Below are 26,146 nucleotides of genomic sequence, written 5' to 3'. Positions count from 1 at the left end.
CCTGATGCAACGCTGGCGCGTCTTATCAGGCCTGCGATTGCGAGCCGAAGGCTGATTTTGTAGGCCGGATAAGCAAAGCGCATCCGGCACGAAGGAGTCAACATGTTAGAAGATCTCAAACGTCAGGTATTAGAAGCCAACCTGGCGCTCCCAAAACACAACCTGGTCACACTGACCTGGGGCAACGTCAGCGCCGTTGATCGCGAGCGCGGCGTCTTTGTGATCAAACCTTCCGGCGTCGATTACAGCATCATGACCGCCGACGATATGGTCGTGGTCAGCATCGAAACCGGTGAAGTGGTTGAAGGAACGAAAAAGCCCTCCTCCGACACGCCAACTCACCGGCTGCTCTATCAGGCATTCCCGTCCATCGGCGGCATTGTGCACACCCACTCCCGCCATGCCACGATCTGGGCACAGGCAGGCCAGTCAATCCCGGCAACTGGCACTACCCACGCCGACTATTTCTACGGCACCATTCCCTGCACCCGCAAAATGACCGATGCGGAAATCAACGGCGAATATGAGTGGGAAACCGGTAATGTCATCGTCGAAACCTTCGAAAAACAGGGTATCGATGCGGCGCAAATGCCTGGCGTGCTGGTGCATTCTCACGGCCCGTTTGCGTGGGGTAAAAACGCCGAAGATGCGGTACACAACGCCATCGTGCTGGAAGAAGTCGCTTATATGGGGATTTTCTGCCGCCAGTTAGCGCCACGGTTACCGGATATGCAGCAAACGCTGCTGGACAAGCACTACCTGCGTAAACATGGCGCGAAGGCGTATTACGGGCAGTGATGACTGTATAAAACCACAGCCAATCGACCGAAACCAGGCTATACTCAAGCCTGGTTTTTTGATGGATTTTCAGCGTGGCGCAGGCAGGTTTTATCTTAACCCGACACTGGCGGGATACCCCGCAAGGAACCGAAGTTTCCTTTTGGTTAGCGACGGACAACGGGCCGTTGCACGTTACGCTTGCGCCGCAAGAATCCGTGGCGTTTATTCCCACCGATCAGGTTCCCCGCGCCCAGCTCATTTTGCAAAGTGAGCAAGGATTTCGTCTGACGCCGCTGGCGTTAAAGGATTTTCACCGCCAGCCAGTGCATGGCCTTTACTGTCGCGCCCATCGCCAGTTGATGAATTACGAAAAGCGCCTGCGTGAAGCTGGCGTCACCGTTTACGAGGCCGATGTGCGTCCGCCAGAACGTTATCTGATGGAGCGTTTTATCACCGCTCCGGTGTGGGTCGACGGTGATTTCCGTGATGGCGCTATCGTCAACGCCCGTCTGAAACCTAATCCCGACTATCGTCCGCCGCTCAAGTGGGTTTCTATTGATATTGAAACCACCCGCCACGGTGAGCTGTACTGTATCGGCCTGGAAGGTTGCGGGCAGCGCATCGTTTATATGTTGGGGCCAGAGAATGGCGACGCCTCCGCGCTCAATTTCGATCTGGAGTATGTTGCCAGCCGTCCGCAACTACTGGAAAAACTCAACGCCTGGTTTGCAACTCACGATCCGGATGTGATCATCGGCTGGAACGTAGTGCAGTTCGATCTACGGATGCTGCAAAAACATGCCGAGCGTTATCGCATTCCCCTGCGTCTGGGGCGCGATAACAGTGAGCTGGAGTGGCGCGAGCACGGCTTTAAAAACGGTGTCTTTTTCGCCCAGGCCAAAGGTCGGCTGATTATCGATGGTATTGAAGCGCTGAAATCTGCGTTCTGGAATTTCTCTTCGTTTTCGCTGGAAACCGTTGCCCAGGAATTGTTAGGCGAAGGCAAATCTATCGATAACCCGTGGGATCGCATGGACGAAATTGACCGCCGTTTCACCGAAGATAAGCCTGCACTGGCGACTTATAACCTGAAAGATTGCGAACTGGTCACACAGATCTTCCATAAAACCGAGATCATGCCATTTTTACTCGAACGAGCGACGGTGAACGGCCTGCCGGTTGACAGGCACGGCGGTTCGGTGGCTGCGTTTGGTCATCTCTATTTTCCGCGTATGCATCGCGCCGGATATGTCGCCCCCAATCTCGGTGAAGTGCCGCCTCACGCCAGCCCTGGCGGCTATGTGATGGATTCACGACCCGGACTTTATGATTCGGTGTTGGTGCTGGACTACAAAAGCCTGTACCCGTCGATCATCCGTACCTTTCTGATTGATCCCGTCGGGTTGGTGGAAGGCATGGCGCAGCCTGATCCAGAGCACAGCACAGAAGGTTTTCTCGATGCGTGGTTTTCGCGGGAGAAACATTGCCTGCCGGAGATTGTGACTAACATCTGGCACGGGCGTGATGAAGCCAAACGCCAGGGCAATAAGCCGCTGTCGCAGGCGCTGAAGATCATTATGAATGCCTTTTATGGCGTGCTCGGCACCACCGCCTGTCGATTCTTCGATCCGCGCCTGGCGTCGTCGATCACCATGCGCGGCCATCAGATCATGCGACAAACCAAAGCGTTAATTGAAGCACAGGGTTATGACGTGATCTACGGTGACACCGACTCAACATTTGTCTGGCTGAAAGGCGCACATTGCGAAGAAGAGGCGGCGAAAATCGGTCGCGCACTGGTACAGCACGTTAACGCCTGGTGGGCGGAAACGCTGCAAAAACAACGGCTGACCAGCGCACTGGAACTGGAGTATGAAACTCATTTCTGCCGTTTTCTGATGCCTACCATTCGCGGAGCTGATACCGGCAGTAAAAAGCGTTATGCCGGGCTGATTCAGGAAGGCGACAAGCAACGGATGGTGTTTAAAGGACTGGAAACCGTGCGTACCGACTGGACACCGCTGGCTCAGCAGTTTCAGCAGGAGCTGTATTTGCGTGTCTTTCGCAATGAACCGTATCAGGAATACGTGCGCGAAACTATCGACAAACTGATGGCGGGCGAACTGGATGCCCGACTGGTTTACCGTAAACGGCTCCGCCGCCCGCTAAGCGAATATCAACGAAATGTGCCGCCTCACGTACGCGCTGCTCGCCTTGCCGATGAAGAAAACCAAAAGCGCGGCCGCCCCTTGCAATACCAGAACCGCGGCACCATTAAGTACGTATGGACCACCAACGGCCCGGAGCCGCTGGACTATCAACGTTCGCCGCTGGATTACGAACACTATCTGACCCGCCAGCTTCAACCTGTGGCGGAAGGAATACTCCCCTTTATTGAGGATAATTTTGCTACACTTATGACCGGGCAACTTGGGCTATTTTGAGCAAAAAAAGAGTTCGTCAGATGCCATTTTGATGCGTGACGAAAGCGCCGCCATCCAGTACCATAGCGCCCTTTCCATTCCTGGACCTGAATAACACCACTACCGCATTAGCCTGGTAGCGGGTAGTTATTGCCTGCAATTAAAGATATAGAGCCAAACACATATGCCTTTTACACTTGGTCAACGCTGGATCAGCGATACAGAAAGCGAATTAGGACTTGGAACCGTTGTCGCGGTGGATGCGCGAACTGTCACTTTACTTTTCCCATCTACTGGTGAAAACCGTCTGTATGCACGCAGTGATTCTCCCGTGACCCGCGTGATGTTCAACCCTGGTGATACCATTACCAGCCATGACGGCTGGCAGATGCAAGTCGAAGAAGTAAAAGAAGAAAATGGCTTGCTGACCTATATCGGTACTCGCCTGGATACCGAAGAGTCCGGCGTGGCTCTGCGTGAAGTTTTCCTTGATAGCAAGCTGGTGTTCAGCAAACCGCAGGATCGTCTGTTTGCCGGGCAGATTGACCGTATGGACCGCTTTGCGTTGCGTTATCGCGCGCGTAAGTATTCCAGCGAACAGTTCCGTATGCCGTACAGCGGCCTGCGCGGTCAGCGTACCAGCCTGATCCCGCATCAGCTCAACATCGCGCATGATGTCGGCCGCCGCCATGCGCCGCGTGTCCTGCTGGCTGACGAAGTCGGTTTAGGGAAAACCATTGAAGCCGGGATGATCCTGCATCAGCAACTACTGTCTGGCGCTGCCGAGCGTGTGCTGATTATCGTGCCGGAAACCTTGCAACATCAGTGGCTGGTAGAAATGCTGCGCCGCTTCAACCTGCGTTTTGCGCTGTTTGATGACGAGCGTTACGCCGAAGCCCAGCACGACGCCTACAACCCGTTCGATACCGAACAACTGGTGATTTGCTCGCTAGATTTTGCCCGCCGCAGCAAACAGCGTCTGGAACATCTGTGCGAAGCCGAATGGGATCTTCTGGTTGTCGATGAAGCGCACCACCTGGTGTGGAGCGAAGATGCGCCGAGCCGTGAATATCAGGCCATTGAACAACTGGCAGAGCATGTGCCTGGCGTTCTGCTGCTGACCGCAACCCCGGAACAACTGGGGATGGAAAGCCACTTTGCCCGCCTGCGTCTGCTGGACCCGAACCGTTTCCACGATTTCGCGCAATTCGTCGAAGAGCAAAAAAATTATCGTCCGGTGGCCGATGCCGTTGCCATGCTGCTGGCTGGTAACAAACTGAGCAACGACGAGCTGAACATGTTAGGTGAAATGATTGGCGAGCAGGACATCGAACCGCTATTGCAGGCCGCAAACAGCGACAGTGAAGATGCCCAGAGCGCCCGTCAGGAGCTGGTTTCCATGCTGATGGATCGCCACGGCACCAGCCGCGTGCTGTTCCGTAACACGCGTAATGGCGTAAAAGGCTTCCCGAAACGCGAACTGCACACCATTAAGCTGCCGCTGCCGACGCAGTATCAGACGGCAATTAAAGTGTCCGGCATTATGGGCGCACGTAAGAGTGCGGAAGATCGCGCTCGCGATATGCTCTACCCGGAACGTATTTATCAGGAATTTGAAGGCGATAACGCCACCTGGTGGAACTTCGATCCGCGCGTTGAGTGGTTGATGGGCTACCTGACCAGCCACCGCTCGCAGAAAGTGCTGGTGATCTGCGCCAAAGCTGCCACCGCGCTGCAACTGGAGCAGGTACTGCGCGAGCGTGAAGGTATCCGCGCAGCCGTGTTCCACGAAGGCATGTCGATTATCGAACGTGACCGCGCTGCCGCCTGGTTTGCAGAAGAAGACACCGGCGCGCAGGTACTGCTGTGCTCAGAAATCGGTTCTGAAGGGCGTAACTTCCAGTTCGCCAGCCACATGGTGATGTTCGATCTGCCGTTCAACCCGGATCTGCTGGAACAGCGTATTGGTCGTCTGGATCGTATCGGTCAGGCGCACGATATTCAGATCCACGTACCTTATCTGGAGAAAACAGCCCAGTCGGTACTGGTGCGCTGGTATCACGAAGGTCTGGATGCATTCGAGCACACCTGCCCGACCGGACGCGCTATCTACGATAGTGTGTACAACGATCTGATTAACTACCTGGCTTCACCGGATCAAACCGAAGGCTTTGATGAGTTGATCAAAAATTGCCGCGAGCAACATGAAGCCCTGAAAGCGCAACTGGAGCAGGGCCGTGACCGTCTGCTGGAGATCCATTCCAACGGCGGCGAAAAAGCCCAGGCGCTGGCTGAAAGCATTGAAGAACAGGATGACGATACCAACCTGATCGCCTTCGCCATGAACCTGTTCGATATTATTGGTATCAACCAGGACGATCGTGGCGACAACCTGATCGTACTGACGCCTTCCGATCATATGCTGGTGCCGGACTTCCCGGGTTTGTCGGAAGACGGTATTACCATCACCTTCGACCGTGAAGTAGCGCTGGCGCGTGAAGATGCACAGTTTATTACCTGGGAGCATCCGCTGATCCGCAACGGTCTGGATCTGATCCTTTCTGGCGATACCGGCAGTAGCACGATTTCGCTGCTAAAAAACAAAGCGCTGCCTGTAGGCACGCTGTTGCTGGAGCTGATTTACGTGGTTGAAGCACAGGCACCGAAGCAGTTGCAACTCAACCGCTTCCTGCCGCCGACACCAGTGCGTATGCTGCTGGATAAAAACGGCAACAACCTGGCGGCGCAGGTAGAGTTTGAAACCTTCAACCGTCAGCTTAACGCAGTGAATCGCCACACCGGTAGCAAGCTGGTTAACGCTGTGCAGCAAGAGGTTCACGCCATTCTGCAACTGGGCGAAGCGCAGATTGAGAAGTCTGCCCGTGCATTGATTGATGCGGCACGTAACGAAGCCGACGAAAAACTGTCTGCGGAACTGTCGCGTCTGGAAGCACTGCGCGCGGTTAACCCGAACATTCGTGACGACGAACTGGCTGCCATTGAGAGCAACCGTCAGCAGGTTATGGAAAGTCTGGATCAGGCAGGCTGGCGTCTGGATGCCCTGCGTTTGATCGTTGTAACGCATCAGTAACGGAGCCGAAGATGGGGATGGAAAACTACAATCCGCCGCAGGAACCCTGGCTGGTTGTCCTGTATCAGGATGATCACATTATGGTGGTCAACAAGCCGAGTGGGTTGTTGTCTGTGCCGGGGCGTCTGGAGGAGCACAAAGACAGCGTGATGACGCGCATTCAGCGTGATTATCCGCAGGCGGAATCGGTACATCGCCTGGATATGGCCACCAGCGGCGTGATTGTAGTGGCGCTGACTAAAGCCGCGGAGCGAGAATTAAAACGTCAGTTCCGCGAGCGCGAGCCGAAAAAGCAGTATGTGGCTCGCGTCTGGGGGCATCCATCCCCCGCCGAAGGTCTGGTCGATCTGCCACTGATTTGCGACTGGCCAAACCGCCCGAAACAGAAAGTCTGTTACGAAACGGGTAAGCCTGCGCAGACGGAATATGAAGTGGTGGAGTATGCGGCGGATAACACCGCAAGAGTGGTGTTAAAGCCGATTACCGGACGTTCCCATCAGCTACGTGTGCATATGCTGGCGCTGGGTCATCCGATTCTTGGCGATCGTTTTTATGCTTCACCAGAAGCGAGAGCGATGGCACCGCGGTTATTGTTACATGCAGAGATGTTGACGATTACCCATCCGGCATATGGCAATAGTATGACGTTTAAAGCGCCAGCGGATTTTTAATCGTCACGCTGGCGAAGTTCGGTAGGCCGGAGAAGGCGTTCACGCCGCATCCGGCAATTTTGCGCCGATTGCCTGATGCGACGCGGGCAGCGTCTTATCAGGCCTACAATTTGAAACTTATTTAAATCCTTTCTGCTGCTTAATCAGCTCATACGCTTGCTGAATTTCCTGTGCTTTCTGTTTCGCCATCTCCATCATCTCCGGCGGTAGGCCTTTCGCCACCAGCTTATCCGGATGATGTTCGCTCATTAGCTTACGGTAGGCACGTTTAATGGTGGTCGCCTCATCCGTCGGCTTCACACCCAGCACATTACAGGCATCTTCCAGCGTCGGGCCTCGTTGCGCCTGCTGCCAGTTGCCACCGCCAGACTGTTGCTGATAACCGCCACCAAACTGCGCACCGCCCTGCATCATACGCAAGAACTGGTCAAACTGGGCGCGGGAGATCCCTAACTCTTCGGCAATCACATACAGCACTGCGCGTTCATTTGGATGCAGCGAACCATCGGCAAACGCCGCCTGAATCTGGATCTCCAGAAACATACGAATTAAGTCAAAACGACCAAAGCAGACACTGCGAAACTGTCGCATCTTTTCGCGCAGTGGGTAATTGTCTGATTTTCCGACCCGGAACGCATTTTGCGCCGCTGTACGGGAAGCGCCGTGTAAATTCATCCGATCCATGAGCAATGTGGCGACATGAATATCAGCCTCAGTAACACGTCCTTTGGATTTGGTTAAATGCCCCATCACTTCAAACGTGGTGGCAAAAAACAGCGCCTGACGCTCACGCTGGTTGGCGAACCACGCCATTTTGCGGCCACGGGCTTTATCAAACATATGGCCGATTAACAGACCTAATATAACGCCCCAAAAGCCGCCGCCCATCAGTAAGGCCACGGCCACGCCAATGATTTTTCCCCAATACTGCATATATTCCCCAAATCGACAGACGGATATCAGGGCTATCTCCCACAATATAAAGGTGCTTTTACCGTTTTCCGGCTGCGGTCAATTGTGGGACATCGCCTATAATTTGCATTATCATACCTGTCATTCAATGCCGTGCCTAACACCACTGACGCTATTCGGACAGGATTAACACTAGCGTAGAGATGACGAGTACGTTAGTCTCTGACCGTTTGTCACGCGCAACGTTACCGATGATGGAACAATAAAATCAACGTATGAAAAAACGTATCCCCACTCTCCTGGCCACCATGATTGCCACCGCCCTTTATAGTCAACAGGGACTGGCAGCCGACCTCGCCTCACAGTGTATGTTGGGCGTGCCAAGCTATGACCGTCCTCTGGTACAGGGCGATACTAACGACTTACCCGTGACGATTAATGCTGACCATGCAAAGGGGAATTACCCCGATGACGCTGTGTTTACTGGCAGCGTGGATATCATGCAGGGTAACAGCCGTCTGCAGGCCGACGAAGTGCAGCTCCATCAAAAAGAGGCACCAGGACAACCGGAACCTGTACGTACCGTTGATGCGCTCGGTAACGTCCATTACGACGATAACCAGGTGATCCTCAAGGGGCCGAAAGGTTGGACGAATCTGAACACCAAAGATACCAACGTCTGGGAAGGTGATTACCAGATGGTGGGTCGCCAGGGGCGCGGTAAAGCGGACCTGATGAAACAGCGTGGCGAAAACCGCTACACCATTCTGGATAACGGTAGCTTTACCTCCTGTCTGCCTGGTTCTGATACATGGAGCGTGGTAGGTAGCGAAATTATTCATGACCGCGAAGAACAAGTCGCAGAGATCTGGAACGCCCGCTTTAAAGTGGGTCCGGTTCCGATCTTTTATAGCCCGTATCTGCAGTTACCGGTGGGTGACAAACGCCGTTCAGGTTTCTTGATCCCGAACGCCAAGTACACATCTACCAACTACTTTGAGTTCTACCTGCCATATTACTGGAACATCGCGCCAAATATGGATGCCACCATCACGCCGCATTATATGCATCGTCGTGGCAACATTATGTGGGAAAACGAATTCCGTTATCTCACCCAGGCGGGTGCTGGCTTGATGGAGCTGGACTATCTACCTTCGGATAAAGTCTATGAAGATGAACATCCAGAAGATAGCAATTCACGTCGTTGGTTGTTCTACTGGCAACACTCCGGGGTCATGGATCAGGTGTGGCGCTTTAACATTGACTACACCAAAGTTAGCGACCCTACCTATTTCAATGATTTCGATAACAAGTACGGTTCCAGTACTGATGGTTACGCAACGCAAAAATTCAGCGTTGGCTATGCGGTGCAGAATTTTGACGCCACTCTTTCGACCAAACAGTTCCAGGTCTTTGACAATAACAGTGGTAACAGCTACGCCGCTGAACCGCAGTTAGACGTCAACTACTACCATAACGATCTCGGTCCGTTTGATACCCGCATCTATGGCCAGGCAGTGCATTTTGTGAATACCAATAGCAATATGCCAGAAGCTACGCGTCTGCACCTGGAACCGACTATCAATCTCCCGTTGTCGAATAACTGGGGAAGCCTGAATACCGAAGCCAAACTGATGGCGACGCATTATCAGCAGACCAATCTCGACTGGTATAACAGCAATCCACAAAATAATAAGTTGGCAGACTCTGTTAACCGTGTAATGCCGCAATTTAAAGTTGACGGAAAAATGGTCTTTGAGCGCGATATGGAAATGCTGGCACCGGGTTACACCCAAACGCTGGAACCGCGTGCGCAATACCTGTACGTGCCGTATCGCGATCAGAGCGATATCTACAACTACGATTCTGCTTTGTTGCAATCCGACTACTCGGGCCTGTTCCGGGATCGGACTTACGGTGGTCTTGACCGTATTGCTTCTGCTAACCAGGTAACGACCGGTGTCACAACTCGCGTATATGATGACTCAGCCGTTGAACGTTTTAATATTTCCGTTGGTCAAATCTACTATTTCACGGAGTCTCGCACCGGCGATGACAACATAAAATGGGAGAATGACGACAAAACTGGCTCACTGGTATGGGCAGGCGATACTTACTGGCGCATCTCCGAGCGTTGGGGGCTGCGTGGCGGGATTCAGTACGATACTCGTCTGGATAACGTAGCAACCAGTAGCTCCAGCATTGAATACCGTCGGGATGAAGACCGTCTGGTGCAGTTCAACTACCGTTACGCCAGCCCGGAATATATTCAGGCTACATTGCCTAAATACTATTCCACTGCCGAACAGTATAAGAACGGTATTTCGCAGGTAGGTGCCGTCGCCAGTTGGCCGATTGCCGATCGTTGGTCAATCGTTGGAGCCTACTACTACGATACCAATGCGAACAAGCAGGCCGACTCAATGTTAGGTGTGCAATACAGCTCCTGCTGCTATGCGATTCGCGTCGGTTACGAGCGGAAGCTGAACGGTTGGGATAACGATAAACAACATGCGGTATATGACAACGCAATCGGCTTTAACATCGAACTGCGCGGCCTGAGTTCCAACTACGGTCTGGGTACGCAAGAGATGCTACGTTCGAACATTCTGCCGTATCAAAACTCTTTGTGATTTGTTGATTTACCACGTAATCCGCAGTGCGGTTAATTGAAATGGAAAAAGTATGAAGAACTGGAAAACGCTGCTTCTCGGTATCGCGATGATCGCGAATACCAGTTTCGCTGCCCCCCAGGTAGTCGATAAAGTCGCAGCCGTCGTCAATAACGGCGTCGTGCTGGAAAGCGACGTTGATGGATTAATGCAGTCGGTAAAAATGAATGCCGCCCAGGCAAGGCAGCAACTTCCTGATGACGCGACACTGCGCCACCAAATCATGGAGCGTTTGATCATGGATCAAATCCTCCTGCAGATGGGGCAGAAAATGGGAGTAAAAATCTCCGATGAGCAGCTCGATCAGGCGATTGCTAACATTGCCAAACAGAACAACATGACGCTGGATCAGATGCGCAGCCGTCTGGCCTACGATGGACTGAACTACAACACCTATCGTAACCAGATCCGCAAAGAGATGATTATCTCTGAAGTGCGTAACAACGAAGTACGTCGTCGCATCACTATCCTGCCGCAGGAAGTTGAAGCTCTGGCGCAGCAGGTCGGTAATCAGAATGATGCCAGCACTGAACTGAACTTGAGCCACATCCTGATCCCGCTGCCGGAAAATCCGTCTTCTGAGCAGGTGAACGAAGCGGAAACGCAGGCGCGCGCCATTGTCGATCAGGCTCGTAACGGCGCTGATTTCGGTAAGCTGGCGATCGCTCACTCTGCCGATCAGCAGGCGCTGAACGGTGGCCAGATGGGCTGGGGACGCATTCAGGAACTGCCAGGGATTTTCGCCCAAGCATTAAGTACCGCGAAGAAAGGCGATATTGTTGGTCCGATTCGTTCCGGCGTCGGCTTCCACATTCTGAAAGTTAACGACCTGCGCGGCGAAAGCAAAAATATCTCGGTGACCGAAGTACACGCTCGCCATATTCTGCTGAAACCATCTCCGATCATGACTGACGAACAGGCCCGCGTGAAACTGGAACAGATTGCTGCCGATATCAAGAGTGGCAAAACCACGTTTGCCGCTGCGGCGAAAGAGTTCTCCCAGGATCCCGGCTCTGCTAACCAGGGCGGCGATCTCGGCTGGGCTACGCCAGATATTTTTGATCCGGCCTTCCGTGACGCGCTGACCCGTCTGAACAAAGGTCAAATGAGCGCACCGGTTCACTCTTCATTCGGCTGGCATTTAATCGAACTGCTGGATACCCGTAATGTTGATAAAACCGATGCGGCGCAGAAAGATCGTGCTTACCGGATGCTGATGAACCGTAAGTTCTCGGAAGAAGCAGCAAGCTGGATGCAGGAACAACGCGCCAGCGCCTATGTGAAAATTTTGAGCAACTAATGGTTAAAACCCAACGTGTTGTGATCACTCCCGGCGAGCCAGCCGGGATTGGCCCGGACTTAGTTGTCCAGCTTGCACAACGTGAGTGGCCGGTCGAACTGGTTGTTTGTGCCGATGCCACTCTCCTTACCGACCGGGCAGCGATGCTCGGTTTGCCGCTTACCCTCCGCCCTTATTCCCCCAACTCCCCTGCGCAACCGCAAACTGCGGGCACATTAACGCTGCTTCCTGTCGCGCTACGTGCATCTGTAACTGTGGGTCAATTAGCGGTTGAAAATGGGCATTATGTGGTGGAGACGCTGGCGCGAGCGTGCGATGGCTGCCTGAACGGTGAATTTGCCGCGCTGATCACCGGGCCGGTGCATAAAGGCGTCATTAACGACGCCGGTATTCCGTTTACCGGTCATACCGAGTTTTTCGAAGAACGCTCGCAGGCGAAAAAAGTGGTGATGATGCTGGCGACCGAAGAACTTCGCGTCGCGCTGGCAACCACGCATTTACCGCTGCGCGATATTGCTGACGCCATCACCCCACAACTTCTGCACGAAGTGATTGCTATTTTACATCACGATTTGCGTACGAAATTTGGCATTGCCGAACCGCGGATTCTGGTCTGTGGCCTGAATCCGCACGCGGGCGAAGGCGGTCATATGGGCACGGAAGAGATAGATACCATCATTCCAGTGCTCGACGAGTTACGGGCGCAGGGGATGAAACTCAACGGGCCGCTGCCTGCCGATACCCTGTTTCAGCCTAAATATCTCGACAACGCCGACGCGGTGCTGGCGATGTACCACGATCAGGGTCTTCCCGTGCTAAAATACCAGGGCTTCGGGCGCGGTGTGAACATTACGCTGGGCCTGCCCTTTATTCGCACATCTGTTGACCACGGCACCGCGCTGGAACTGGCGGGACGTGGCAAAGCTGATGTCGGCAGTTTTATTACGGCGCTTAATCTCGCCATCAAAATGATTGTTAATACCCAATGAATAAACGAGTCCACCAGGGCCACTTAGCCCGTAAACGCTTCGGGCAAAACTTTCTCAACGATCAGTTCGTGATCGACAGCATTGTTTCTGCCATTAACCCGCAGAAGGGTCAGGCGATGGTCGAAATCGGCCCCGGTCTGGCAGCGTTGACCGAGCCTGTCGGTGAGCGTCTGGATCAACTGACGGTCATCGAACTTGACCGCGATCTGGCGGCACGTCTGCAAACGCATCCGTTCTTAGGCCCGAAACTGACGATTTATCAGCAGGATGCAATGACCTTTAACTTCGGTAAACTGGCCGAGAAAATGGGTCAGCCGCTACGTGTTTTCGGTAACCTGCCATATAACATCTCCACACCGTTGATGTTCCATCTGTTTAGCTATACTGATGCCATTGCCGACATGCACTTTATGTTGCAAAAAGAGGTGGTGAATCGTCTGGTTGCAGGACCGAACAGCAAAGCGTATGGTCGATTAAGCGTCATGGCGCAATATTATTGCAACGTGATCCCGGTGCTGGAAGTACCGCCATCAGCCTTTACACCACCACCAAAAGTGGATTCCGCCGTCGTGCGCCTGGTTCCTCATGCAACGATGCCTTACCCGGTTAAAGATGTTCGCGTGTTAAGCCGTATCACCACCGAAGCCTTTAACCAGCGTCGTAAAACCATTCGTAACAGTCTCGGCAATCTGTTTAGCGTCGAGGTGTTAACAGGAATGGGCATCGACCCGGCGATGCGAGCGGAAAACATCTCTGTCGCGCAATATTGCCAGATGGCGAACTATCTGGCGGAGAACGCGCCTTTGCAGGAGAGTTAACGATGATCAATTCGCCCCGAGTGTGTATTCAGGTTCAAAGTGTTTACATTGAAGCGCAGTCTTCACCTGATAATGAGCGTTACGTTTTTTCTTATACTGTAACCATACGCAACCTGGGGCGAGCGCCAGTGCAGTTGTTGGGACGTTACTGGCTGATCACTAACGGCAATGGCCGTGAAACCGAAGTCCAGGGCGAAGGTGTGGTGGGCGTCCAGCCACATATCGCCCCTGGCGAAGAGTACCAGTACACCAGCGGTGCGATTATCGAAACACCGATGGGCACCATGCAGGGTCACTACGAAATGATCGATGAAAACGGCGTTCCGTTCAGCATCGATATTCCCGTATTCCGACTCTCCGTTCCAATACTCATTCATTAAAATAATATGGCGACATACCTTATTGGCGATGTTCATGGCTGTTACGATGAACTGATCGCATTGCTACACAAAATAGAATTTACCCCTGGGAAAGATACCCTCTGGCTGACGGGCGACCTGGTCGCGCGCGGCCCTGGTTCGCTGGATGTCCTGCGCTACGTGAAATCATTAGGTGACAGCGTGCGTCTGGTACTGGGCAATCACGATTTACACCTTCTGGCGGTATTCGCCGGAATCAGCCGCAACAAGCCGAAAGATCGCCTGACTCCTTTACTGGAAGCACCTGACGCCGACGAGTTACTTAACTGGCTACGCCGTCAGCCTTTACTGCAAATCGACGAAGAGAAAAAACTGGTGATGGCCCATGCGGGGATCACGCCGCAATGGGACTTAGAGACCGCCAAAGAGTGTGCTCACGACGTAGAAGCGGTGTTGTCGAGTGACTCCTATCCTTTCTTCCTTGACGCCATGTACGGCGACATGCCGAACAACTGGACGCCAGAGTTACGTGGTCTGGCGCGACTGCGTTTTATCACCAACGCATTTACCCGGATGCGTTTTTGCTTCCCGAACGGTCAACTGGATATGTACAGCAAAGAGTCGCCGGAAGACGCACCTGCACCGTTGAAACCGTGGTTTACCATTCCTGGGCCAGTTAGCGAAGAGTACAACATTGTGTTTGGTCACTGGGCATCGCTGGAAGGAAAAGGCACACCGGAAGGCATTTACGCGCTGGATACCGGTTGCTGCTGGGGCGGTTCATTAACCTGCCTGCGCTGGGAAGATAAGCAGTATTTTGTCCAGCCGTCGAACCGGCACAAGGATATGGGGGAAGCGGCGGCGTCTTAAACACAGCCTGATACAGGAAGGCCGGATAAGACGCGACCGGCGTCGCATCCGGCACTAGCCGTCAATTCTATACAAACTTACCGCCGTTCCAGAATCTCAAAGCAATAGCTGTGAGAGTTCTGCGCATCGGCGTCGTGGAACTCGCTGAACACCGATTCCCAGTCATCCGGCTCGTAATCCGGGAAATGGGTGTCGCCTTCTACTTCCGCATCGATATGCGTCAGATACAGTTTTTGCGCTTTCGGCAGAAACTGCTCGTATACGCGACCGCCGCCAATCACCATAATCTCCGGTACGTCACCACAGGCAGCGATGGCTTCATCAACCGATTTCACCCACATTACGCGATCATCCGTACCCGGCTGGCTGCTAATGACAATATTCTTGCGTCCAGGTAACGGGCGACCAATGGATTCCCAGGTATGGCGACCCATAATCACAGGTTTATTTAAGGTGTTACGTTTAAACCAGGCGAGATCGGCAGGCAGATTCCACGGCATGGCGTTTTCCATGCCGATAACGCGATCTACCGCTAGCGCCGCAATCAAACTGATCATTGAGATTTCCCGATAAAAAAAATTGTCGTCACTATACGTAAAGCGTAAACCTTCGTCGACTGGCGAGAGGATGATGTTGAGGAAAATTTTTATTTTGCTGGCGAGTCCACGCTATGTCCCTGGACTCGCCGCATTACAGTTGCGCAAAAACAAACAGTTAGTTGTAAAGCATGCGACACATCACACTTTTTGATTACAACGGCTTAGTTTCTGGCTCATCCGCCATGTTGCCGGTATGTTTCCCTTCTTCGGTTCCCTGCCAGCCATGCCGTTGAATTAATGACAGATGTTCCCGGTCTTCAGTAATGATTTCGCTTAACATCGCGCTGGTGCGTTTATAGACTGCCGCGCGGGCTTTGGTGTCGTTTTCGCCCATCGCCATCTCTTCCACCATTTGAATATTAAAGCGGCGGAACACATCAGCACGTTCTCGCGCTTCATATGGCCCCAGGCCTAAACTTTCCAGCGCCAGACGCCCGGTTTTGAGCGCTCCCTCAAAGGTTTCACGCTCTGGCCTTTCCACGCCAGCCTGGCGCAAACGAATGTAGTGATCGACATCACGGGCGCGGGCAATAATCTGCAGATGCGGAAAATGTTCTTTCACCATCTCCGTCAGTTGCAGGTTGGTTTGCGGATCGTCAATGGCATTAATCAGCACTTCCGCTTTCGCCGCTCCGGCAGATTCCAGCAAATCCATCCGCGTGGCATCGCCGTAAAACACCTTCATGCCAAATTTGCGCAACGTTTCTATATGGTCAGGATCATGATCGAGCACAACCATTTTCACTCCGCTGGAGAGCAGCAAACGTCCGGTGATCTGACCAAAACGCCCGAATCCGGCAACAATCACCCGCGGCTGTTCTTCGTCGATCTCATCAGCTTCGCGTGCCTCTTCAGTGCCGGATTGCTCAAGACGGTTGAGGATCACCAGCAAAATCGGCGTTGCTGCCATCGACAGCGCCACCGCCAGGGTCAATGATTTCGCCCACTCCGGCTCCAGCACATTCGCCATTTGCGCCGCGCCAAACACCACAAAGGCAAACTCACTGCCCTGCCCTAACAGCACCGCAAACCAGCGACGCTGTTTATTCGGCACCTGCAACGGTCTGGCAATCAGCCACAGCATGGCAATCTTGATGATGAGGAAACCGAACAGCAGAATGACAATGCGCAACGGGTTTTCAATCAGCGTGCCAAAGTCTATCGACATCCCAACGCCGATAAAAAACAACCCTAACAACAAGCCTTTGAACGGTTCGATATCGCTTTCCAGCGCATGACGATATTCCGAGCTTGCCAGCAGCACGCCCGCCAGAAACGCGCCCATCGCCATCGACAGACCAACCTCTTCCAGCAGCAAACCGAAGCCAAACACGAGGAATAAAGCCACTGCACTAAACACTTCCCGCAAGCCAGAGCGGGCAACAAAACGCAGCGCCGGACGCGTAACATAGCGCCCCAGTAATACCACCAGCACCAGCGCGCCCGCCACTTTTAACGCTGACAAGGCAAATGCACCTAGCGTAGTCGAGGCACTGCTCGCCGCCAGCAAGGGGATCATCGCCACCAGCGGGATCGCCGCGATATCCTGGAACAGCAGCACCGCAAAGGCACTGCGCCCCATTTGCGTCACCGTCAGGTTGCGTTCATTCATCGCCTGCATGGCAATCGCCGTTGATGAGAGCGCCAGCGTCATGCCAATCAGTTCTGCCACCTGCCAGCGCATACCGAGTAACATGCAGAACAGCCCCAGCAGGCCGCCGCAAACCACCATCTGCAATGCGCCACCGCCGAATACTGCCGCCCGCAGCTTCCACAGCCTTTGTGGGTCGAGTTCGAGACCGATGATAAACAGCATCAGCACCACGCCGATTTCGGCAAAGTGCAGAATAGATTCAGCATCGGTCACCAGCCGCAGCCCCCACGGGCCAATAATGCAACCTGCAATCAGGTAGCCAAGTACCGAACCAAGACCGAGACGTACTGCAATCGGCACAATCAGCGCCGCCGAACCGAGATAAATCAGCGCCTGAATCAGCGTATGACTATCCATGATGTGCCTCCTGCCATTCCAGCAGACGTTGCTTATAGTGGCGCGCCTGCCCTTCGAGAGTTTCGTCGTCACAAATAAAGGTACAGTGCATGGCAAACGGCGGCAGCCATTTCAGCCCGCAGTAGATTGCCGTCGCCTGTAGCGGCTGCGACAACACATCAAAGCCCGGATGAGTACCAATCTCAAAATGACTTTCCCCACCGCCAGTCGTCACCGCCCACAGCAAATGTTTGCCATGCAACGCCGTACCGCCGTGTCCGTAAGCCCAGCCGTGTGAGAAGACTTTATCGATCCACAATTTGAGCAACGGCGGAATGCTGTACCACTGCATTGGGTGCTGCCAGACGATCAGATCGGCACGAGAGAGCGCCTCCTGCTCGGCCGCTATATCGATATTGAAGTCAGGATAGAGTTGATAAAGAGAGCGGATTTCGACGCCTTCCAGCGTCCTTGCCTGTTCAAGCATCCGTTTATTCGCATGGGAATGATGCGGATACGGATGCGCATAAATGATTAGAATCATAGTTAGCCTGCGCGTTTACACCTTTGTTTTCCACAAAGTGTAGTCACATATTCACGCGGCTTATAGTCAATAATATTGATTCAAAAAAGAGAGAAATCTGAATAAGTTATCCTGCACGCTGCCTGCGAATTGTCATATTACTGGTCTGCGCCAACGACATCCCACGCGTCTCCGGAGCAAACGCCACAGAAATCAGCAGGCCAAACAGCGAGATCCCCGCCCCCATCAGCATAGTATTGCTGATACCGTAATTATTAATAAAGATCGGCAGCGCCCAGGTTGAGATAATTGTACCGATACGACTCAGAGACATAATGACGCCCACGGCTGAGGCGCGAATATCCGTCGGGAAGAGTTCATTAGGATAAAGCCACTGCAAATTGCCTGGCCCGCCGGAGAAAAACGCGTACACCGCAAACGCCATGACCACCAGCCAGATCCCCATATCCGGGATCAGCCCCAAAACCGCCAATGCCAGCGTCATCATGGCAAAGCTGCCGATCAACAATGGACGTCGTCCGGCAGTGTTCAACCAGAGCATCGGCGGAATACAGCCGAGCATAAAGAACAGGCTAATCACCACGTTTCCCAGCGCCGCGTTTTTGCCGACGCCTAACCCCAGAAGACCGACGATTTGTGGGCCAAAGGTGTAAATGGCGAACATCGGGATCACCTGGCAGGTCCAGATGGCGGCCACAAACAGGACAAAAGGAAAATGGCGGCGGTTAAACAGATCGCGAAAACGAGTTTGTTGCGGCTGCTCTTCATCGAAAACCACCGGTTCGCTAAACAATTTGATCATCATCTCTTCGCACTCTTTCACTCGCCCTTTGCGCAACAGCCAGCGGGGAGATTCGGGCAGTTCGAATCGACCAATCAAAATCAACAAACACGGGATCGCCGCACTGCCCAGCATCCAGCGCCAGCCGCCTTCCACATCATAAAGCCAGTAGCCGACCAGATCGGCACAGGTCGCGCCGACATACCACATAGCGGCGATAAAGCTGATGGAGAACGCCCGCTGACGGGTGCTGGAGAACTCGGTGATCATCGAGGTGGCGATGGGATAATCCGCGCCGATAACAATGCCGATGAGCACCCGCATCACCAGCAGTTCGACAGGTGATGAGACAAACATCGTCGCAACAGAAATCCCCCCGATAGCAATGATATCGATGAGAAACATTTTGCGCCGTCCGACTTTATCGGAGATATAGCCAAACAGCGATGTGCCAACGAACAGCCCGGCGAGGGTTCCCGCGCCCAGCAGGCCGATCCAGTCAGCGTCCAGTTTTAGCGCCGGAGTCAGTTGCTCCAGCGCCACGCCGATCATTACCAGCACATAGCCATCCAGAAACGGGCCACCGCTTCCCCACAGCAAAATACGGCGGTGAATAGAGGAGAATTTGAGATCGTCAAAGTTTCTGGACGGTTGCATGGGTTGATCCTGTTTTTTAGCAATGGGGGTCAGTACGGCGTTACGTATCAGACCAACATCAGCCGTAACGAAACTCCACGCCAAAGGTGCCGCGCGGGTATTCCCACTGCTCCAGCGCCGACCCCAGCCCAAGAATGCGGCAGGTTCCACACTCCAGACATCCGGCGTAATCGAAGCGTACGCTGCCGTCATCCTGTTTTTTGTACAGACCCGCCGGGCACGCTTTCACCAGCAGTTCCAACGCCTGTTTATCGGCATCAGACTTCACAACAATGTGCGGATGCTCTTCATCAACATTGAATTTATTGACGCCCAGTTTGACGTCCACATTGACGGGAGAAGTCATAAAACGGTCACTCCTTTCATGCCATCCTTGATCAGATTGATGAAACCCACCTTCTTGCTGTGGCGGAGGATTTTCTTGCGCATCAGTTCCGGCGCACTGCCATCAATGGTGAACAGGTCACGCGCCACACCCACCGCCAGTTCCGGATAGCCGCTAAACATACGTGGGTTATCAAGAAAAGCCGGTAGCTTCTGGTACATACGCATATCGCGCAGCGGGCCACTCTCCAGATGCTGACGATACTCCGCCAGTTTCTGCTTACTGAAATCGTCGTTTTTCATCGCTGAAAGCACGGTTTTCGCTGCTGCTTCTCCGGCGGCAATCGCCAGATCCATACCACGAATGGTAAAGCCGAGATTCATACACATTCCGGCGGCATCACCGGCAATCAGCACGCCGTCACCAACCAGTTCCGGCAACATGTTGATACCCGCTTCTGGCACTACGTGAGCAGAGTATTCCACCAGCTTGCCACCCGCGATCAGCGGTGCAACCGCCGGATGCTGTTTGAAATCTTCCAGCATTTGTGGCACCGATTTCTTCGCGTCATGCAGATGATGCAGGCCGCAAACCAGCCCCAGTGACAGGGTGTTTTCATTGGTATAAAGGAAGCCACCGCCCATCAGGCCATCGGTGGGTGCCCCCGCAAACAGGCAGGCCGCGCCCTGATTACCCTGCAACTGAAAACGGTCTTCGAGAACCAACTTCGGTAACTCGATCAATTCCTTCACGCCAACCGCCACATCCGTCGGTTTGACGCGTTTCGCCATTCCCAGCTTTTCGGCAAGAATGGAGTTCACACCATCAGCGAGGATCACCGTTTTCGCTTCAATCACATCGCCATCGGCTTCTACGCCGACAACTTTGCCATCGCGCTGCACAAGGTTATCGACGCGAATTCCGGTAATTAACTGCGCGCCCGCTTCTTCGGCCTGCTCCATCAGCCAGGCATCAAATTTGCTGCGTAAAACGGAGTAAGAGCGCTGGGATGGCGAGGTTTCGTCGCCATTGCAGTAGTCCATAGTCATCGCTGACTTTTCGGTCATAAACGCAAGTTTTTCATGAGTGATCAGGCGTTCAACGGGGGCGCTTTCGGCAAAACCAGGAATGATGTGTTCCAGACTGTGGGCATAGAGACGCCCGCCGGTAACATTCTTAGCGCCAGCGGAATTGCCACGCTCGATAACTAACACTTGTGCCCCTTCGCGGGCGAGCACCAGCGCGGCAACCGAACCGGCCAGCCCTGCACCAACGATGATGGCATCAAAGATATCTTCGGACATAAGAACTCCCTGTCAGCGGCAGGGCCAAAAGCAGCCCTGCCAGAGTAGATCAACGCGCTAAAGCCGCCGTCAGCGCCGGAAGGATCTTCACGGCGTCGCCAACAATGCCGTAATCCGCGTACTGGAAGATCGGCGCATTTTTATCTTTGTTGATAGCGAAAATGGTTTGTGACGCATTAGCGCCAACCATGTGCTGGATCTGCCCGGAGATCCCCACGGCCAGGTACAGTTCAGGTTTCAGCATCAGGTTGGAGATACCAACATAGCGCTCGTGCTCCATCCATTTTTCGTTTTCCGCCACCGGACGAGAACAGGCCAACTCCGCGCCAATCACCTGGCAAAGTTGCTCTGCCAACGCAATGTTCTCTTTGCAGCCAATGCCGCGACCGACGCTAACCACCAGACGGGCTTTGTCGAGATCGACACTGTTGCTCTGGCGCGCCTGCGTTGCCGTGCGGGTAACCGCCACAGCCGGAGACTGCCACTCCACGGTGTGCGTTTCACCTGTACTTGACGTGTCCGGCTGAGCCGCATCGAACGTGCCGCTGCTGATGGTTAGTACCGCATACGGCGTGGCAATGCGTTCTTCGCCAATCGCCAGGCCGCCGTAAACCATGTGTTTCACCGTTGCTTTACCATCCTGCACGCTGACGGCGCTGGCATCGTTAGAAACCGCCGCTTTCAGGCGATAACCCAGTTTCGCCGCCAGTAATTTGCCGCGACGGGTGTTTGGCAGTAGTACCAGACCGTCTGTACCGTGCTGGCGAATGGTGTCTGCCATCACTCCGGCGTAATCTTCGATCATCCGATCGTCCGGTTTGCCGCTTAATTTCCAGACATGATTAGCACCAAACTGGATTGCCTGTGCGCCGTCGTCGTCACTCAGAACAAACGCATTGATTTGATGAGCTAAAGCCTGCGCGCCGTTCATCAGTTCCGGCAGACGAGAAGGGGTATCGCTGAATACCCAGACTTGAGAAAACGTGTTCATAGCATCCCCTGTAATTAAATGACTTTGCGAAGATTTTCAGCAAATGCGGCGATCTGTTCTTCGCCGTCGCCTTCAATCACGATGCGCTGACGCTCGCGCTGTTTCGGTGCGGCAACCCGTTGTTCAGACCAGGCTTCCACGGCGTTAAAACCGATATCCGCCGCCGACCACACCTGAACTGGCTTTTTCGCCGCGCCAAGAATGGCTTTCATCGAAGGAATTTGTGGGGCATTGATATCAGTGGAAACAGCAACGACCGCAGGCAGCGGGATGCTTAAAGTTTCTGTTTCATCTTCCAGTTCGCGCTCAACGGTGAGGGTATCTGCCGTCAGGGAGAGGATTTTGCTGACACCGTTAACTGCCGGAATGTTGAGGATTTCACCCACCAGCAGACCAACCTGCTGGGCATAAAGGTCGGAAGAACCGTCACCACAGAGGATCAGATCAAAGCCTGCTTTCTGCGCCGCGGCAGCCAGTGCAGTCGCCGTTTGTTGCGGCAGTGCCTGCTCGAACTGGTCATCAATCACCACAATCAGTTCATCCGGGCCGCGAGACAGCACATCTTTACGTCCTTTGGCGTTAGTCAGGGCTTTGCCGCCCACACTTAAAGCCGTCACCTGCGCCTCAGTCGCCTGCTGTTTTAACTGGCAAGCCGCTTCAATAGCGTTCAGATCATATTGGCTTATTTTCGCATCGGCTTTGCTGAGATCTAATGAACCATCAGCATTATTGATCGCAATATCCTGTTCATCAGGCACGCACTTATAGCAAGTAATAATCTTCATTGCATCTCCAGAAATCATGAAGGAAACGTCGTTCATATCGGTGGTGTTAATTACAGATATCACGTCATTTAATTCTGGAATAAAACTTTAATCACCAATATTGAAAATGTCACACGTAGATAAATCCAACTTTCAATATTGTTAAGCGCCTCACCAATATTGAAAATACGGTGTTGAAAGAAGAAATTTTCAATATTGTTTTATGGATCACCAATATTGAAAGTCAGATGCTGGATTTTCACTCAAAACCAAACTCATTTAATTGATTAATAACGAATATTTAAATTAAAACACTCTGTTTTTATCCGATAAAAACCTGTGATAACCATCACAGAATACAGCCAATTGAATACCCATTATGAGTTAGCCATTAACGCGTTCACGAGGTTAATAATAATTATATTAAATGTTAACAAAAATAAAACAAACGGGGACGTAAAATAAATATTTATTTTTACAGTGGAATTAACTCATGAAAGATGAAAAAAGAAAAACGGGAATAGAACCGAAGGTATTCTTTCCGCCGTTAATAATCGTTGGCATACTTTGCTGGCTTACAGTCAGAGATTTGGATGCGGCGAATGTCGTTATTAATGCCGTATTCAGTTACGTCACCAATGTATGGGGATGGGCATTTGAATGGTATATGGTGGTCATGCTTTTCGGCTGGTTCTGGCTGGTGTTTGGCCCGTATGCCAAAAAGCGTTTAGGTAACGAACCACCCGAGTTCAGTACCGCCAGTTGGATCTTTATGATGTTCGCCTCCTGTACGTCAGCCGCCGTGCTGTTCTGGGGATCGATTGAGATCTACTACTACATCTCCACGCCGCCATTTGCTTTAGAGCCAAACTCCACTGGCGCGAAAGAGCTGGGGCTGGCCTACAGTTTGTTCCACTGGGGGCCGTTACCGTGGGCGACTTACAGTTTCCTTTCCGTCGCCTTCGCGTACTTCTTCTTCGTTCGCAAAATGGATGTGATTCGCCCCAGCTCCACCCTGGTGCCGCTGGTGGGTGAAAAACACGCCAAAGGGTTGTTTGGTACTATCGTCGATAACTTCTACCTGGTGGCGCTGATCTTCGCAATGGGCACCAGTCTCGGCCTTGCCACACCGCTGGTGACCGAGTGTATGCAGTATCTGTTTGGTATTCCGCATACCCTGCAACTGGATGCCATTATCATTACCTGCTGGATCATCCTCAACGCTATCTGCGTGGCCTGTGGTCTGCAAAAAGGGGTAAAAATCGCCAGCGATGTGCGCAGCTATTTGAGTTTCCTGATGCTCGGCTGGGTGTTCATCGTCAGCGGTGCCAGCTTCATCATGAACTACTTCACCGACTCGGTGGGGATGTTGCTGATGTATCTGCCGCGCATGTTGTTCTATACCGATGCCGTTGGCAAAGGCGGCTTCCCGCAGGGATGGACCGTATTCTACTGGGCATGGTGGGTGATTTACGCCATCCAGATGAGCATCTTCCTGGCGCGTATCTCCCGTGGTCGAACCGTGCGTGAACTGTGCTTCGGTATGGTGATGGGGCTGACAGCATCCACCTGGATCCTGTGGACTGTACTCGGTAGTAATACTTTGCTGTTGATGGATAAAAACATCATCAACATTCCGAATCTGATCGAACAGTACGGCGTGGCGCGCGCCATCATCGAAACCTGGGCCGCTCTGCCTCTCAGCACCGCCACCATGTGGGGCTTCTTTATTCTCTGCTTTATTGCCACTGTCACCCTGATTAACGCCTGCTCTTACACCCTGGCGATGTCCACCTGTCGTGAAGTGCGCGACGGCGAAGAACCACCGCTGCTGGTGCGCATTGGCTGGTCAATTCTGGTTGGCATTATCGGCATTGTTCTGCTGGCGCTCGGCGGCCTGAAACCGATTCAAACCGCCATTATCGCCGGAGGATGCCCGCTGTTCTTCGTCAACATTATGGTGACGCTCTCCTTTATTAAAGACGCGAAACAGAACTGGAAAGATTAATTACCCCCAAAATATCAAGAGGTTGAAAGATGGATTTTAATTTAAATGATGAGCAGGAACTGTTTGTCGCCGGTATCCGAGAACTGATGGCCAGCGAAAACTGGGAAGCCTATTTTGCCCAGTGTGACCGTGACAGCGTCTACCCGGAGCGTTTTGTCAAAGCCCTGGCGGATATGGGTATCGACAGTCTGCTGATCCCAGAAGAGCACGGTGGTCTGGACGCGGGATTCGTTACCCTCGCCGCGGTGTGGATGGAACTGGGTCGTTTGGGGGCACCAACTTATGTGCTGTACCAGTTGCCGGGCGGGTTCAACACTTTCCTGCGTGAAGGTACGCAGGAGCAGATCGACAAGATCATGGCTTTCCGCGGCACCGGTAAGCAGATGTGGAACTCAGCGATTACCGAACCGGGCGCTGGTTCCGATGTGGGTAGCCTGAAAACGACTTATACCCGTAGAGATGGTAAGATTTATCTTAATGGTAGTAAGTGTTTTATTACCAGTAGCGCCTACACCCCATATATCGTGGTGATGGCGCGCGACGGCGCTTCTCCGGACAAACCTGTCTACACCGAATGGTTTGTCGATATGAGCAAACCAGGAATCAAAGTGACCAAACTTGAGAAGCTCGGTCTGCGTATGGATAGCTGCTGTGAAATCACCTTTGACGATGTGGAACTGGACGAGAGAGACATGTTCGGTCGCGAAGGTAACGGCTTTAACCGCGTAAAAGAAGAGTTCGACCACGAACGTTTCTTGGTAGCCCTCACCAACTACGGTACTGCGATGTGCGCCTTTGAAGATGCGGCGCGCTACGCCAACCAGCGCGTGCAATTTGGTGAAGCGATCGGTCGTTTTCAGTTGATTCAGGAAAAATTCGCCCATATGGCGATCAAATTAAACTCCATGAAAAACATGCTCTATGAAGCAGCGTGGAAAGCGGATAACGGCACCATTACTTCTGGCGATGCGGCAATGTGCAAATACTTCTGCGCCAATGCGGCATTTGAAGTGGTGGACAGCGCAATGCAGGTGCTGGGCGGTGTCGGGATTGCGGGCAACCACCGCATCAGCCGCTTCTGGCGTGACCTGCGTGTAGACCGCGTCTCCGGAGGATCTGACGAAATGCAGATCCTGACGCTGGGTCGTGCGGTGCTGAAGCAATACCGCTAAATCCGTGCGATGCCTGATGCGCTTCGCTTATCAGGCCTACGGGAGCACAAATTGTAGGCCGGATAAGGCGGTTACGCCGCATCCGGCAACCGTGCGGCGATGCCTGATGTGCTTCGCTTATCAGGC

The 26,146-nt window shown here is 53.1% G+C and carries 21 protein-coding genes; 12 read left to right on the top strand and 9 right to left on the bottom strand.

All coding sequences use genetic code 11. The features are described 5' to 3' along the window. The first annotated feature begins 102 nt into the window (after positions 1 to 102). The 4 genes from araD to rluA all read left to right on the top strand — a co-directional run bounded on the left by araD (position 103) and on the right by rluA (position 6,965). The gene (araD, locus tag A31E_RS00745) at positions 103 to 798 is read left to right on the top strand and encodes an L-ribulose-5-phosphate 4-epimerase (RefSeq protein WP_000888659.1); all 696 of its coding nucleotides are present in this window, start codon (positions 103 to 105) and stop codon (positions 796 to 798) included. Between the two features lie 74 nt (positions 799 to 872). After that, a complete protein-coding gene (polB, locus tag A31E_RS00750) occupies positions 873 to 3,224 on the top strand; it encodes a DNA polymerase II (RefSeq protein WP_001517731.1) in 2,352 nt (783 codons plus the stop codon). Positions 3,225 to 3,387: 163 nt separating this feature from the next. Continuing rightward, positions 3,388 to 6,294 carry an RNA polymerase-associated protein RapA gene (gene rapA, locus A31E_RS00755; RefSeq protein ID WP_001116999.1) on the top strand — a complete coding sequence of 969 codons (2,907 nt, stop codon included), beginning with the start codon at positions 3,388 to 3,390 and terminating at the stop codon, positions 6,292 to 6,294. A gap of 11 nt (positions 6,295 to 6,305) precedes the next feature. Next, on the top strand, positions 6,306 to 6,965 hold the full coding sequence (rluA, locus tag A31E_RS00760; RefSeq protein WP_000525208.1) for a bifunctional tRNA pseudouridine(32) synthase/23S rRNA pseudouridine(746) synthase RluA: 660 nt from the start codon (positions 6,306 to 6,308) through the stop codon (positions 6,963 to 6,965). Between the two features lie 117 nt (positions 6,966 to 7,082). On the opposite strand, the gene djlA is transcribed toward rluA, so the two are convergent. Beyond that, the gene (gene djlA / locus A31E_RS00765) at positions 7,083 to 7,898 is read right to left on the bottom strand and encodes a co-chaperone DjlA (protein WP_001200563.1); all 816 of its coding nucleotides are present in this window, start codon (positions 7,896 to 7,898) and stop codon (positions 7,083 to 7,085) included. A gap of 254 nt (positions 7,899 to 8,152) precedes the next feature. Between djlA and lptD the strand changes: the two genes are divergently transcribed. The 6 genes from lptD to apaH are packed head-to-tail and all read left to right on the top strand — an operon-like array spanning position 8,153 to position 14,885. Then, complete coding sequence (gene lptD, locus A31E_RS00770) at positions 8,153 to 10,510, top strand: LPS assembly protein LptD (RefSeq protein WP_016249602.1); 2,358 nt, start codon at positions 8,153 to 8,155, stop codon at positions 10,508 to 10,510. A gap of 52 nt (positions 10,511 to 10,562) precedes the next feature. Then, the gene (gene surA / locus A31E_RS00775) at positions 10,563 to 11,849 is read left to right on the top strand and encodes a peptidylprolyl isomerase SurA (protein ID WP_000800488.1); all 1,287 of its coding nucleotides are present in this window, start codon (positions 10,563 to 10,565) and stop codon (positions 11,847 to 11,849) included. Next, the gene (gene pdxA / locus A31E_RS00780) at positions 11,849 to 12,838 is read left to right on the top strand and encodes a 4-hydroxythreonine-4-phosphate dehydrogenase PdxA (protein ID WP_000241241.1); all 990 of its coding nucleotides are present in this window, start codon (positions 11,849 to 11,851) and stop codon (positions 12,836 to 12,838) included. Before surA ends, pdxA begins: the two co-directional genes overlap by 1 nt. After that, positions 12,835 to 13,656, top strand: coding sequence for a 16S rRNA (adenine(1518)-N(6)/adenine(1519)-N(6))-dimethyltransferase RsmA (gene rsmA, locus A31E_RS00785; protein ID WP_016249601.1), 822 nt, complete (start codon positions 12,835 to 12,837; stop codon positions 13,654 to 13,656). Before pdxA ends, rsmA begins: the two co-directional genes overlap by 4 nt. A 2-nt stretch (positions 13,657 to 13,658) precedes the next feature. Then, positions 13,659 to 14,036 (top strand): Co2+/Mg2+ efflux protein ApaG, encoded by a 378-nt coding sequence (gene apaG, locus A31E_RS00790; protein WP_000610905.1) that lies wholly within the window; start codon positions 13,659 to 13,661, stop codon positions 14,034 to 14,036. A 6-nt stretch (positions 14,037 to 14,042) separates the two neighbouring features. Continuing rightward, positions 14,043 to 14,885: a bis(5'-nucleosyl)-tetraphosphatase (symmetrical) ApaH gene (gene apaH / locus A31E_RS00795; RefSeq protein WP_000257165.1), complete on the top strand. Its 843-nt coding sequence runs from the start codon at positions 14,043 to 14,045 to the stop codon at positions 14,883 to 14,885. Positions 14,886 to 14,962: 77 nt separating this feature from the next. Here the strand turns inward: apaH and folA are convergent, their stop codons facing one another. The 8 genes from folA to A31E_RS00835 form a co-directional block, all read right to left on the bottom strand. Further along, a complete protein-coding gene (gene folA / locus A31E_RS00800; RefSeq protein WP_000624377.1) occupies positions 14,963 to 15,442 on the bottom strand; it encodes a type 3 dihydrofolate reductase in 480 nt (159 codons plus the stop codon). 193 nt (positions 15,443 to 15,635) lie between these two features. Then, positions 15,636 to 17,495, bottom strand: coding sequence for a glutathione-regulated potassium-efflux system protein KefC (gene kefC / locus A31E_RS00805; protein ID WP_001517728.1), 1,860 nt, complete (start codon positions 17,493 to 17,495; stop codon positions 15,636 to 15,638). Next, entirely contained in the window at positions 17,488 to 18,018 is a 531-nt protein-coding gene (gene kefF, locus A31E_RS00810) for a glutathione-regulated potassium-efflux system oxidoreductase KefF (RefSeq protein WP_000600731.1), read from the bottom strand. Before kefF ends, kefC begins: the two co-directional genes overlap by 8 nt. A gap of 106 nt (positions 18,019 to 18,124) precedes the next feature. Continuing rightward, positions 18,125 to 19,456: an MFS transporter gene (locus A31E_RS00815; RefSeq protein WP_016249600.1), complete on the bottom strand. Its 1,332-nt coding sequence runs from the start codon at positions 19,454 to 19,456 to the stop codon at positions 18,125 to 18,127. Between the two features lie 58 nt (positions 19,457 to 19,514). Beyond that, positions 19,515 to 19,802 carry a ferredoxin-like protein FixX gene (gene fixX, locus A31E_RS00820; RefSeq protein WP_000203750.1) on the bottom strand — a complete coding sequence of 96 codons (288 nt, stop codon included), beginning with the start codon at positions 19,800 to 19,802 and terminating at the stop codon, positions 19,515 to 19,517. Further along, on the bottom strand, positions 19,799 to 21,085 hold the full coding sequence (locus tag A31E_RS00825) for an FAD-dependent oxidoreductase (protein WP_016249599.1): 1,287 nt from the start codon (positions 21,083 to 21,085) through the stop codon (positions 19,799 to 19,801). The genes fixX and A31E_RS00825 overlap by 4 nt, the downstream gene beginning before the upstream one ends. Positions 21,086 to 21,134: 49 nt before the next feature. Next, positions 21,135 to 22,076, bottom strand: a complete 942-nt coding sequence (locus A31E_RS00830) for an electron transfer flavoprotein subunit alpha/FixB family protein (protein ID WP_001091475.1) — start codon at positions 22,074 to 22,076, stop codon at positions 21,135 to 21,137. A gap of 14 nt (positions 22,077 to 22,090) precedes the next feature. Beyond that, on the bottom strand, positions 22,091 to 22,861 hold the full coding sequence (locus A31E_RS00835; RefSeq protein ID WP_001517725.1) for an electron transfer flavoprotein FixA: 771 nt from the start codon (positions 22,859 to 22,861) through the stop codon (positions 22,091 to 22,093). A 472-nt stretch (positions 22,862 to 23,333) separates the two neighbouring features. On the opposite strand from A31E_RS00835, the gene caiT reads away from it, so the two are divergent. Together caiT and caiA are read left to right on the top strand one after the other, a co-directional pair. Then, complete coding sequence (gene caiT / locus A31E_RS00840) at positions 23,334 to 24,848, top strand: L-carnitine/gamma-butyrobetaine antiporter (protein WP_000650969.1); 1,515 nt, start codon at positions 23,334 to 23,336, stop codon at positions 24,846 to 24,848. Between the two features lie 29 nt (positions 24,849 to 24,877). Further along, the gene (gene caiA, locus A31E_RS00845; RefSeq protein WP_000347138.1) at positions 24,878 to 26,020 is read left to right on the top strand and encodes a crotonobetainyl-CoA dehydrogenase; all 1,143 of its coding nucleotides are present in this window, start codon (positions 24,878 to 24,880) and stop codon (positions 26,018 to 26,020) included. The last annotated feature ends 126 nt before the right edge of the window (positions 26,021 to 26,146 follow it).

Origin of the sequence: Escherichia sp. KTE159 (assembly GCF_000408805.1) — a bacterium.
Classification (GTDB): domain Bacteria; phylum Pseudomonadota; class Gammaproteobacteria; order Enterobacterales; family Enterobacteriaceae; genus Escherichia; species Escherichia marmotae.
Note: the sequence above shows the minus strand (reverse complement) of the source record. Positions and strands in the feature narration are given on the sequence as shown.

What these genes read in the sequence shown, in the direction of transcription:
- araD (WP_000888659.1), top strand. Translation starts at nt 103, where the DNA reads ATGTTAGAAGATCTCAAACGTCAGGTATTAGAAGCCAACCTGGCGCTC.
- rapA (WP_001116999.1), top strand. Translation starts at nt 3,388, where the DNA reads ATGCCTTTTACACTTGGTCAACGCTGGATCAGCGATACAGAAAGCGAA.
- rluA (WP_000525208.1), top strand. Translation starts at nt 6,306, where the DNA reads ATGGGGATGGAAAACTACAATCCGCCGCAGGAACCCTGGCTGGTTGTC.
- djlA (WP_001200563.1), bottom strand. Translation starts at nt 7,898, where the DNA reads ATGCAGTATTGGGGAAAAATCATTGGCGTGGCCGTGGCCTTACTGATG.
- lptD (WP_016249602.1), top strand. Translation starts at nt 8,153, where the DNA reads ATGAAAAAACGTATCCCCACTCTCCTGGCCACCATGATTGCCACCGCC.
- surA (WP_000800488.1), top strand. Translation starts at nt 10,563, where the DNA reads ATGAAGAACTGGAAAACGCTGCTTCTCGGTATCGCGATGATCGCGAAT.
- pdxA (WP_000241241.1), top strand. Translation starts at nt 11,849, where the DNA reads ATGGTTAAAACCCAACGTGTTGTGATCACTCCCGGCGAGCCAGCCGGG.
- rsmA (WP_016249601.1), top strand. Translation starts at nt 12,835, where the DNA reads ATGAATAAACGAGTCCACCAGGGCCACTTAGCCCGTAAACGCTTCGGG.
- apaG (WP_000610905.1), top strand. Translation starts at nt 13,659, where the DNA reads ATGATCAATTCGCCCCGAGTGTGTATTCAGGTTCAAAGTGTTTACATT.
- apaH (WP_000257165.1), top strand. Translation starts at nt 14,043, where the DNA reads ATGGCGACATACCTTATTGGCGATGTTCATGGCTGTTACGATGAACTG.
- folA (WP_000624377.1), bottom strand. Translation starts at nt 15,442, where the DNA reads ATGATCAGTTTGATTGCGGCGCTAGCGGTAGATCGCGTTATCGGCATG.
- kefC (WP_001517728.1), bottom strand. Translation starts at nt 17,495, where the DNA reads ATGGATAGTCATACGCTGATTCAGGCGCTGATTTATCTCGGTTCGGCG.
- kefF (WP_000600731.1), bottom strand. Translation starts at nt 18,018, where the DNA reads ATGATTCTAATCATTTATGCGCATCCGTATCCGCATCATTCCCATGCG.
- A31E_RS00815 (WP_016249600.1), bottom strand. Translation starts at nt 19,456, where the DNA reads ATGCAACCGTCCAGAAACTTTGACGATCTCAAATTCTCCTCTATTCAC.
- fixX (WP_000203750.1), bottom strand. Translation starts at nt 19,802, where the DNA reads ATGACTTCTCCCGTCAATGTGGACGTCAAACTGGGCGTCAATAAATTC.
- A31E_RS00825 (WP_016249599.1), bottom strand. Translation starts at nt 21,085, where the DNA reads ATGTCCGAAGATATCTTTGATGCCATCATCGTTGGTGCAGGGCTGGCC.
- A31E_RS00830 (WP_001091475.1), bottom strand. Translation starts at nt 22,076, where the DNA reads ATGAACACGTTTTCTCAAGTCTGGGTATTCAGCGATACCCCTTCTCGT.
- A31E_RS00835 (WP_001517725.1), bottom strand. Translation starts at nt 22,861, where the DNA reads ATGAAGATTATTACTTGCTATAAGTGCGTGCCTGATGAACAGGATATT.
- caiT (WP_000650969.1), top strand. Translation starts at nt 23,334, where the DNA reads ATGAAAGATGAAAAAAGAAAAACGGGAATAGAACCGAAGGTATTCTTT.
- caiA (WP_000347138.1), top strand. Translation starts at nt 24,878, where the DNA reads ATGGATTTTAATTTAAATGATGAGCAGGAACTGTTTGTCGCCGGTATC.